This window comes from Stenotrophomonas sp., assembly GCF_032061965.1.
Lineage (GTDB): Bacteria > Pseudomonadota > Gammaproteobacteria > Xanthomonadales > Xanthomonadaceae > Stenotrophomonas.
Window position 1 is genome coordinate 1 of sequence record NZ_DAMBEF010000074.1, and the last position, 10164, is coordinate 10164.

7 protein-coding genes and 1 riboswitch are annotated in these 10164 nt (G+C 65.6%); of the genes, 3 read left to right on the forward strand and 4 right to left on the reverse strand.

What is annotated here, in order from left to right:
• Positions 1–285: 285 nt before the first annotated feature.
• Positions 286–1176 carry a hypothetical protein gene (locus RT460_RS19050; RefSeq protein WP_313321301.1) on the forward strand — a complete coding sequence of 297 codons (891 nt, stop codon included), beginning with the start codon at positions 286–288 and terminating at the stop codon, positions 1174–1176.
• A 24-nt stretch (positions 1177–1200) separates the two neighbouring features.
• On the opposite strand, the gene rarD is transcribed toward RT460_RS19050, so the two are convergent.
• Positions 1201–2091 carry an EamA family transporter RarD gene (gene rarD, locus RT460_RS19055; RefSeq protein WP_313321302.1) on the reverse strand — a complete coding sequence of 297 codons (891 nt, stop codon included), beginning with the start codon at positions 2089–2091 and terminating at the stop codon, positions 1201–1203.
• 154 nt (positions 2092–2245) lie between these two features.
• Between rarD and RT460_RS19060 the strand changes: the two genes are divergently transcribed.
• Positions 2246–5272: a diguanylate cyclase gene (locus tag RT460_RS19060; protein ID WP_313321303.1), complete on the forward strand. Its 3027-nt coding sequence runs from the start codon at positions 2246–2248 to the stop codon at positions 5270–5272.
• A 20-nt stretch (positions 5273–5292) separates the two neighbouring features.
• On the opposite strand, the gene RT460_RS19065 is transcribed toward RT460_RS19060, so the two are convergent.
• Genes RT460_RS19065 through RT460_RS19075 form a run of 3 tightly spaced genes read right to left on the reverse strand, consistent with a single transcriptional unit; the run spans position 5293 to position 8632 of the window.
• Positions 5293–6360 carry a homoserine dehydrogenase gene (locus RT460_RS19065; RefSeq protein ID WP_313321304.1) on the reverse strand — a complete coding sequence of 356 codons (1068 nt, stop codon included), beginning with the start codon at positions 6358–6360 and terminating at the stop codon, positions 5293–5295.
• On the reverse strand, positions 6357–7607 hold the full coding sequence (locus RT460_RS19070) for an O-succinylhomoserine (thiol)-lyase (RefSeq protein WP_313321305.1): 1251 nt from the start codon (positions 7605–7607) through the stop codon (positions 6357–6359). Before RT460_RS19070 ends, RT460_RS19065 begins: the two co-directional genes overlap by 4 nt.
• Positions 7604–8632, reverse strand: a complete 1029-nt coding sequence (locus RT460_RS19075; RefSeq protein WP_313321306.1) for a homoserine O-succinyltransferase — start codon at positions 8630–8632, stop codon at positions 7604–7606. The genes RT460_RS19070 and RT460_RS19075 overlap by 4 nt, the downstream gene beginning before the upstream one ends.
• A gap of 71 nt (positions 8633–8703) precedes the next feature.
• Positions 8704–8823, reverse strand: a riboswitch (SAM riboswitch).
• Between the two features lie 216 nt (positions 8824–9039).
• Here RT460_RS19075 and RT460_RS19080 point away from each other — a divergent pair.
• The gene (locus tag RT460_RS19080; protein WP_313321307.1) at positions 9040–9753 is read left to right on the forward strand and encodes a M23 family metallopeptidase; all 714 of its coding nucleotides are present in this window, start codon (positions 9040–9042) and stop codon (positions 9751–9753) included.
• Positions 9754–10164: the final 411 nt, after the last annotated feature.

Here is a 10164-nt window from a genome sequence, read left to right on the forward strand (position 1 = left end):
AGACCATGCGCGATACCGGCCGCGACATGCAGGACAAGTACAAGGAAACCAGCCGTGGCGGCCTTGCCGTCAACGTCATCGAGTGCTGATGCCTGCGACAAAAAGGCGCTCGCACGCCTGCTGAGCGCCCTCGCCTTCAACAGGGCTCTGCCGGTAGTACCGACAGAGCCCTGACATCCCCCCGGCCAGCGGCGGCAACGTCACCAGCCTCCGACCCGCAGCCAGTTGCACGGCCACCCGCGCCCCTCCAGAATCCCGCCTGCGATTTCGCAGCAGGGGAATGGAATGGAAGCAGGACAAGGACCCGAGTCACCGCCGCGATTGCCGCCCATCGGCACCCAGCCGGCACGTCCACGGATAACGGCGAAGCCTGCGCCCCGCTCTGGCGGCCTTACCCTGGGCAAGCTGGTGATGGGCACCATCGCCCTGCTGGTACTGGCCTACTTCATCGGCAAGCAGCGTTCACGCACGTCCACCCCCGCTGAACCGGAGGTCGAGGCCAGCACCCCTGCGTCCGCGCCAGCACGGGCCCCGCAGGCGCGGTCCGACCCAACCATCCTGCGCGGCGAGAAGTCCACGACCCTGTCAACAGTGGATGACGCCCGCATGCAGGTCATCGAACAGGGCCGCGCACTGCGCATTGAAGGCGGTGTCGGTGCTCGCTTCGCCACCGACCTTCAAGCCCAGCTCGACGCAAATCCTGGGCTGCAGCGCATCGACATCACCAGCGGTGGTGGGTATGCCAACCCCGGCCTCGAGGCGGCGCGGATGATCCGCCGACGCAACCTCATCGTCCGCGTGCACTCGCACTGCGCCAGCATGTGCGTTGCGCTTTGGGCGGCGGCAGCACAACGGCAGCTGGAGCCGGACGCGGTGATAGGCCTACACGCCTGGAATGCGCAATGCGAGGCCATGCCCTCACCGCAGCGCGAGGAGTGCCGTTACCAGATCCAGTTCGCCACCGCGCATGACTCCAGCTACAGCGCATGGTTGCGCGACGCCGGCTTCAATCAGCGTCTGCTCGATCTGCAGACCGGCACCGCGTCGGAGAATATCGCACTGCTCACCGCCCCTCAGCTCTGGGCCAACGGTGTCGACTTCAGCGCAGTCGATCACAGCGGCGCCGCCATGAGCCGGGCCGACGTGGAGCAGTTCCTGGCACTGAGAGCCCGCTAGTCCAGGCCCTCACCGGCGCCTCCCTCAAGGAGAGAGGGGCGGCCGTGCGCGAAGCCGCAGGGCCCCTTCCAGCGCCAACAGTGCCACCGCGATCCAGATCGCCAGATAGGTCGGCCACTGCCCATGGCCCACGCTTTCGCCCAGCAGCAGTGCGGCCAACATCAACAGCACGGGCTCCACATAGGTCAGCAAGCCAAACAGGCTGAAGGGAAGCATCTTCGATGCCTGCATGTAACACATCAGCGCCGCCGCGCTGATGATGCCCAACAGCGGGATCAGCAGGAGCAGCAAGGGGCGCTGCGCCACCTGTTGCGCCAGCAGCTGGCCGTCCCCTATCGCTGCCCATACCGCCACCGGCAGCAACAGCAGCAACTCTATCCAGAAGCCGCCAAGGTGGCCTATGCGCAGATGCCTGCGCAGCAGGAAGTAGGCCGGGTAGCCCAGCGCCACCAGCAGCATTTCCCAGGACAGGCCATTGCTGTGCAGCAAGGCCCAGCCCACACCGATCGCAGCGCTGGTCACCGCCCACGTTTGCAAGCGCGACAGGCGTTCGCCGTAGACCACCCTGCCCAGCAGCACCATCATCAGGGGCAACAGGAAATATCCCATCGATACCTGCAGGGCCCGGCCATGCAACGGCGCCCACAGGAACAACCACAACTGCACCCCCACCATTCCGGCGCACAGGGGCAAGGCCCACCACAGCCGCGGCTCCGTCCGCAGTCGCCGCAGGGTATCGATGATCAGCGTCTTCTCGCCCCCCAGATGCAGCATCAGCGCAACCAATGGGACGGCGAACACTACCCGCCAACCGAAGATGGCAGCACCCTGCAACGGCGCCAGCTGCGGGCTTGCGTAGTACATGAGCCCAAACAGCAGCGAGGCCACCAACGAAACCAGAACACCCTTGGACACAAACCACCTGTTGGACAAGCACCGGCCGCAGGCGTCGCTGCGTGGAATGACAGGGGGCATGATAAGCCCATCCCCAAGTCGTTTCTGGCGAATGACACCTCGCCGCGCATCGGCAATACTGCCGCTCACCACGGCGCGCTTTAGGGGAGATAGCTTGTCGGCCCGGAATCCAGTGCACTGCATACGGCATTTCCTGCTGCTGTTCCTGCTGCTGTCTTCGAGCGCGGCGGCGTGGGCGCAGTCCGGCGCGATGGGCGCCAAGCCCCTGTCCCAGTACGCACGCGACCATTGGACCGTGGCCGACGGACTACCGCAGCTCGGCGCCGATGCCATTGCCCAGGACAGCGATGGTTACCTGTGGTTTGGAACCCTGGGCGGACTGGGCCGTTTTGACGGCAGTCATTTCGAAAACTTTTATCCGGCCGACACTCCGGCGCTGCACAGCGCGCATATCACCTCCTTGCTGGCGGATGGCCGCGGGCGCTTGTGGATCGGCACCTCGCGTGGCCTTGCCGTCCACCGGAACGGCAGCTTCCAGGACGTCCAAGCGCAGGCCGGCCAGCCCGCCCTGTCTGATGTCACGGACCTGGCGCTGGACCTTGATGGTCGCTTGCTGGTCGGCAGCCGAAAGGGTCTCTACCGCCATGAAGAAGGCAAAGGGCTGCGCCTGCTGGCAGCGGTTGGCCCGGTGACCGCGATTGCCGCAACCGAGACCGGACTTTGGGCAGGGTCCGCAAGCTCGGTGTACCAGCTGTCCGGCGACACCCTGACCTCGCATCCGTTGCCTGCGGCGGCGGAGCAGCGCCTGATATCGCTCAACGTGGTCGACCAGCAGCTCTGGGCCTCCAGCGATGCAGGTGTATACCGCTTCGACGGCGCGCACTGGCAAGCACTGAGCGATCCCCGCCTGGGCGGGCCTCGCTATCGCCGACTCGCCAAAGGTGAACACAACAGTCAATGGCTGCTGGAATCATCACGATTGCTGCGTTTACAGCAGGGGCGGATTGCCGAGGAAATCCTGCTTGCACCAGAGTTCGTCCATGCCGCACGCACCCTGCGCGACCGCGACGGCAATCTCTGGCTGACCAGTGCCAACAGCGGCGTCATGCGGATGTGGCCTGGCGTAGCTCGCCATTACCCGCTGCAGGGTGAGGACATAACAAAACTGGTGTGGACCACGACGCGCACCGCCGCCGGCCAGATCCTCGCCGGCGGCAACCATGGCATCAGCGTGGTCCGCAATGGCGGGCTGGAGCGTTACCTGGACGATGCCCACCTCAGCACCGTTTACACCTTGATGGCCGAAAACGATGACCTGTGGGCAGGCACCCTGGACGGGGTGGCTTTTTATCATGGGCGTCAGCGGGTGCCGGTGCCCGCGCTGGACATGCTGCGCAATACGCGCGTCAACGGCATCCTCCGCGACCGTGCCGGCAATCTCTGGTTTGCCGCAAACACCGGCATCTACCGCCTGGACCCGCAGCAGACCCTGACCCACCTGCGCCCGCCGGCAGGCAAGACAGACCTGCTCATGCGGGTACTGCTGGAACGGCACGACGGGCAACTACTCGCTGGCGGTGAGGAAGGCCTGTTCGAAATCCAGGGGGACCAGCTCGTGGCCCTGCCGATCCCCCTGAGCGACCCCAAGATCCTCGCGTTGCATGAACTGCCGGGCGGCGAAGTGCTGTTTGGTTCCGCATCAGAAGAAGGGCTCAGGGTGCTGAAGGACGGCCGCTCCTTCCATGTCGGCGCCACGCAGGGACTGCCCGCACACCACACCCCCTATGCCATCACCGACGATGGCCAGGGTCAGGTGCTGATCACTGGCTTCCTGGGCGTATACAGGGTTGATGAGCAATCACTGCTGGCCGCTGCAGGCGATGCTTCACGCCAGGTCCGTGCCCAGGTACTGATCAGCCAGAACAACCGTGTGCATGCAGGGCAGCGCGCGCAATGCTGCAATGGCGGCGGGCTTGGCCGGGTCTTCATCCATGACCGCAAGCTGTGGGCGCCTGCGTCAGATGGTCTGTACGAAGTGGATGCCGACATCGACACCGAGGTTCATGCCGCACCGTCAGCGTTGATTGAACGGGTACGCGTGGGCGAGCAGTGGCGAAACGCCGAGGGCGACAACTGGAAGCTGCCCGCCACCGGACGTGACCTGCAATTCGACTTCAACGTGCTGGGCTTCAACCCAATGCACCTGGCCCGGGCCCGCTATCGCCTGCTCGGCTACGACGCGCAATGGCACCAACCTGGTCCCCACGAAGAACCCAGCGCGCATTACACGAACCTGCCCCCTGGCTTCTACACGTTTGAAGTCAGCGGCAGCTGGGATGGACGACCGCCCGAGTCCAGCGCCCGCCTGTCCTTTGAAATACAGCCTTACTTGCACGAGACATGGATGTTCAAGGCGATGCTGGTACTTGGCCTGCTGCTGGCTGGTGCATTGGTAGCCTGGATCCTGTCGTTGTGGCGCAAGCGGCGCCGTGCCGCGCTGGAAACCCTCATCGCCCAGCGCACGCGCGAGCTGAGCAGCGTCAACCGCGAGCTGGACTCACTCAGCCGCACCGACACGCTCACCGGCCTGTACAACCGGCGCCACGTCTCCGAGCAGATCCCCACCGACCTGGCGGTACTGCAGACCCGTCGCCACTCCCAGCACATCGACGGCGTCACCGTGTTCGCGCTTATCGATATCGATCACTTCAAGGCGATCAACGACAGCTTCGGCCATGACGCCGGCGACGAAGTGCTGGTAGAGGTGGCAACCCGCCTGGGCCGGCAGATGCGCAGCGGCGACTACATCGCCCGTTGGGGCGGCGAGGAGTTCCTGGCGGTGTTGCATGACCTGCCACGTGGGCGCTACGCCGTTATTGCAGACCGACTGTTGGCCAGCATCCGCGACGTCCCGTTCCAGGTAGCGGGCAATCCGCGCAATGTGACGGTGTCCATTGGCCTTGCCGAAACACCGCTGTTTCACAAGGCGCCCAACCTTTGGGACTGGGAGCAGAACCTGGCGTTGGCCGACCTGGCAATGTACGCAGCCAAGCATGCCGGCCGCGATGGCTGGGCGATCTACCAGGCGGCAGATCCCGAGGCGGAGCCGACCCCGGATACCTCCCCTCGCCTGTTGGTGGCACGTGATCAGTTGGTATTGCGGCACTCCGCACGCAGGTAGCGTGCGGAGCCGAGTTCCGCTCAGCGGTTGACGATAGCCAGGACGTCGTCCAGCAACGCGGCCGCGGTAACTTCCGCCCCTGCGCCCGGGCCCTGGATCAACAGCGGCTGGGTGACATAGCGATCACTATGGATCGCAACCCGGTTGTCGGTACCACTGCCACCGGCAAGCGGATGGCCGACCGGCAATGCCCGCAGGCCAACGCTGGCGCCCTGTGCATCCAGGCGACCGACGAAGCACAACTTCAAGCCCTGGGCCTGTGCCTGTTGCAGACGGGCCTCCAACAACGCATCCAACTGCGGCAGTGCGGCGTCGACTTCAGCAGCGGACAACGCGGCCAGCCCAGCCGGCACCAGTGAGTCAACCTTGACCTGATCTGCCTCCAGCGCGACGCCTGCAGCACGCGCCAGGATCAGCAGCTTGCGACGTACGTCTTCGCCCGACAGATCAATGCGCGGATCCGGCTCGGTGTAACCGGCCGCCGCAGCTTCGCGCACGCAGGCAGAGAAGGGCTGGCTGCCGTCATAACGATCAAACAACCAGGCCAGCGACCCCGACAGCACACCTTCGATTGCGTGCACGTGATCACCACCGGCCACCAGCGCGCGGATACTGCGCAGCAGCGGCAAGCCCGCGCCAACGGTCGCGGCATCGCCATACCGGGTATTGCCGCCCAATGCCGCATCGGCAATCTGCCGGGCACGGGCATACGCCGTGCCATTGCCCAGCTTGTTGGCCGTCACCACGTGGATACCCTGGGCAAGCCAATGCGCATGATCGGCTGCCACATCCTCGCTGGCGGTGGCGTCGACCACGATGTCGCCCGCCGACAAGCGACCGACTTCCAGCCGATGCACTGGCTCAGCCGCACCGCGCTGCGCGTCACGCGCACGGCTCAACGCCGCATCCGGTGCGTCCTCGCAGGCCAACGCGATGCGCGAATTGGCCACCACATGCAACGCGGGCAGGTTCAGTTGTCGCTGCTGCAGCGCCTGGTAGCGGGCAACGAAGGCAGAACCGACCGTGCCGGTCCCCAGCAATACCAACCGCGCCTGCGGCAACGATTGCGGACGCAGTTGCGCGCTCATGCATCCACCGATTTTTTGCACTGGGCAGCGTCCGCACCAACCGTTGCAATCACCTGCGCCGCGCGGGCCAGGCCGGCCTGCAGATCAGCCACAAGATCCTCGCTGGACTCGATGCCCACCGAAAGGCGCAGCAGACATTCGCTGATGCCTGCATTGGCGCGCGCTTCCGCGCTCATCGCTGCATGGGTCATGGTAGCCGGGTGCGCGACCAGGCTTTCCACGCCACCCAGCGATTCAGCCAAGGTGAAATAGCGCAGCCCATCGAGGAAGGCGCGCACTGCCGCGTACGGGTCTTCGCCCTGGCACTGGGCCAGCTCGAACGACAGCATGGCGCCGAACCCCTTTTGCTGGCGCGCTGCCACCGCATGACCGGGATGCGATGCCAGACCGGGATAATAGACATTGGCCACGGCATCACTGCCAGCCAGCAATTCGACGATGGCCTGGGTGTTTTCCTGGTGCACGCGCAGGCGCGCGTCCAGGGTGCGCAGGCCACGCAGGGTCAGGAAGGCATCGAACGGTGACCCGGTCAGGCCCAGGGCATTGGCCCACCACACCAGTTGCTGATGGGTCTCGGCATCGCGTGCGATCACCGCGCCGCCCACCACGTCGCTGTGGCCGTTGACGTACTTGGTGGTCGAATGCAGCACGACGTCGGCACCAAAGGCGATCGGCGTCTGCAACGCGGGCGAAAGGAAGGTGTTGTCCACCACCACCTTGGCACCGGCCTTGTGCGCGGCATCGATGACGAAGCGCAGGTCGGTAACGCGCAGCAGCGGGTTGGACGGGGTCTCGATCAGCACCAGCTTCGGGCCCTGCGCAAGCGCATCGGCCAACGAGCGCGGGTCGGTCAGGTCGGCGGTGATCAGCTCGAAGTGGCCCTTGCTTGCCAGCGCGTTGAACAGGCGCCAGCTGCCGCCGTAGGCATCGTGCGGAACAACCAGGCGCTCCCCCGGCTGCAGCAACGCATTCAACACCAGATTGATCGCGCCCATGCCGGTCGCGGTGATCACGCCACCTGCCCCACCCTCCAACTCAGCCAGGGCTTCGCCCAGCAGGTCGCGGGTCGGATTGCCACTACGGGTGTAGTCGTACTGGCGCTTGTTGCCGAAGCCATCGAAGCTGAAATTGGACGACAGCACGATCGGCGGGGTGACGGCGCCGTAAGCGGTATCGCGATCGATGCCTGCACGCACGGCCGCAGTGGCACGGCTACAGGAGGTCTCGGACGTGTGGGACAGGCTCATGCGGTTTCTCCGGGCAGGCGTAGGGCAGTAGTGAGGATTGCGTTGATGCGATCGGTTTCCTTGAGGAAGGCGTCATGGCCGTACGGCGAGCGCAGCACGCGCAGGCTGCCGCGCGGGCCCAGGCCTTCCACCAGCGATACGAGGTCGGACAGCGGCACCAACCGGTCACCTTCCACGGCCACCACCAGGGTGGGCACGTTGACCGCGGCGGGGTCGACCCGGTGCAGATCGATGGATTCGGACAGGCGCAGATAGGCATTGACCTGGGTGCGAGCCACATACTGCGCGCCGGCGGCATCCAGGTAGTCTTCGGCGGCGACGCGGACGCGACCGTTGATCACCTCCGGCGCGGCATCGAAGCGCTCGCCGAATTCTTCAGGGGTCCGGTAGCTGAGCATTGCAAATTGACGCGCCAGCGCCAGGCCATGGGTTTCAGCACATTGCAGCTGCCCCAACGCAACGGCGCGACGCTGCAGGGCACGCCAGGCCGACGCATAGGGATGCGGGCGGTGGGCACCACTGACCGCGATCAGCTTCTGCAAGCGGCGCGGGTGGCGGATGGCCAGCTGCAGGCCAACCAGCGCGCCATAGGAATAGCCAACAAAGCCCTGCAACTGATCGATATGCAGCGCATCAAGCAATGCAGCAACGGCGTCGGCCTGATCGGATGTGTCGATCGGCGCATCCAGTTGCCCATCCGCACCGATGAAGTCGAAACCCAGCAGGCGACGGTGCTGCGGGTCCAGCGCCAGGCCGGCACCGACCAGGCCTTCGGCCCAGCCCTTTTCAGCAAAACCTGCGGTAGCCGCGACATGACGGTGGGCGGAGATGCCGCCCGCCACCAGGATCACCGGCGCGCCGGCCGCACCCACCAGCTCGTAACGCAGGCGCAGCGCTCGCTGACCTGCGTGACGCATGCGCAGCTGCACCTCGATCTCGCCGCGCACGGCAGGCGCGCTGCTGTCGGCGGAGTCGGTCGATGCGACGGGATAAAGCTGGGCGACGGTAGCGGTGGCGAAACTCATGGCGGTATCCGGTAAGGAGCGGCCATCGAGCTTTCGCGGAGCTCGTGTTCGCCGTACGCAAGGTACGGATCGAACCATCTTTCGGCGGACACTGAGGTCACCGCAGGATTTGGCACCAAACGCAGCCGCTTGCGCGTCCGCTGGTTGCCCCGGCTTCAAAGGGCCTGTCCCTCTGCCGGTCTCGATGGTGACGCTACATTGCCAGCCCTCTCCCGGCATGTCAATCGCTTTATTCGCATAAAGAGATGAATAGGTTTCCGGCGCAACCAAACAGGCACAATCACCCTTGCCGTCCTAAGCTCGCCCGTACCGTGCTACGCCTCCTTCCCGCCCTTCTATTGCTGACCCTTTGTTGGGCCGATCCAGCCCAAGCCGCACCCAGCGGCCGCTGGCGCGATGCCTGGGGGATGACCGGGACGACGACGCAGACCCAGACATCGGCAAGCTCCGATGCCTTCGCCAGCCTGCAGTTGCAGGCACGCGCGGGTGGCCGCAGCGCCGTCGTCAGCAATCTGCTGGCCGGACCACTGCAGGTCCGCCTGCAAGGCGACAGCCGCGCACCGCCGGCCACCGTGCTGAACGCCGGCGAGCAGCGCAACCTGCTGTGGTTGGCCGACGACGGCCAGCCCCTGCGACTGGTACTGGACGCCTTCCCCGGCGACCCGGCGGCGCGCCCGCAGGACCATCTCTACCTGGTGCCCGTGCAAAGCGCATCCATCCAGGTCAGCCAGGCCTTTGCCGGCCACTACAGCCATACCGACGCGCAGAACCTGTATGCGGTGGATTTTCCATTGCGTGAAGGCACACCGGTGCTGGCGGCCCGCGCTGGCCGGATCATGCAGGTGGTGGACAGCCGTGACCAAGGCAGCCTGGTACGTATTCTGCATAGCGACGGCAGCATGGCCTTGTACGCCCACCTGCAGGCGGCCAGCGCCCAGGTCCGCCCCGGCCAGAACGTGGAGGCCGGGCAAACCATCGCGCTGTCCGGCAATACCGGCCACAGCAGTGGTCCGCACCTGCATTTCGTCGTACAGACCAATACCGGGCTGGCACTGCGCTCGATCCCGTTCCGCATGGCCAGCGAGCGCGGCGAGTTGAAGTTCCCGCGCCAAGCCCCCTGAAATCCCTGAACGGTAGTGCCGAGCCATGCTCGGCAGCGGCCTTACCGGAAAAGCCCCATCGGCCCCCTTTGGCTTCGCGCCTTACGCGGCTCCCACAAACCCCTGATGTATCGCCTGAAGGCCTCTGCCGAGCATGGCTCGGCACTACAGGGGCTATGCGCACCCCGCGGGCTTCGCGGCTGACGCCGCTCCCAAAAACTGCTGATGCACCGCCTCAGGGCCCCTGCAGAGCATGGCTCGGCACTACGCCTGCCGGTCATCCTTGCTGGGCTGGCGGCAGGTATAATCGCCGGTTCATTCGTTTCTGATGCGCCCGGGCGGGCGCCCCTGCCATGTCCGAAGTCGCCTCCGAAGCCGCGCGCCGCCGCACCTTCGCCATCATTTCCCACCCTGACGCCGGCAAGACCACGC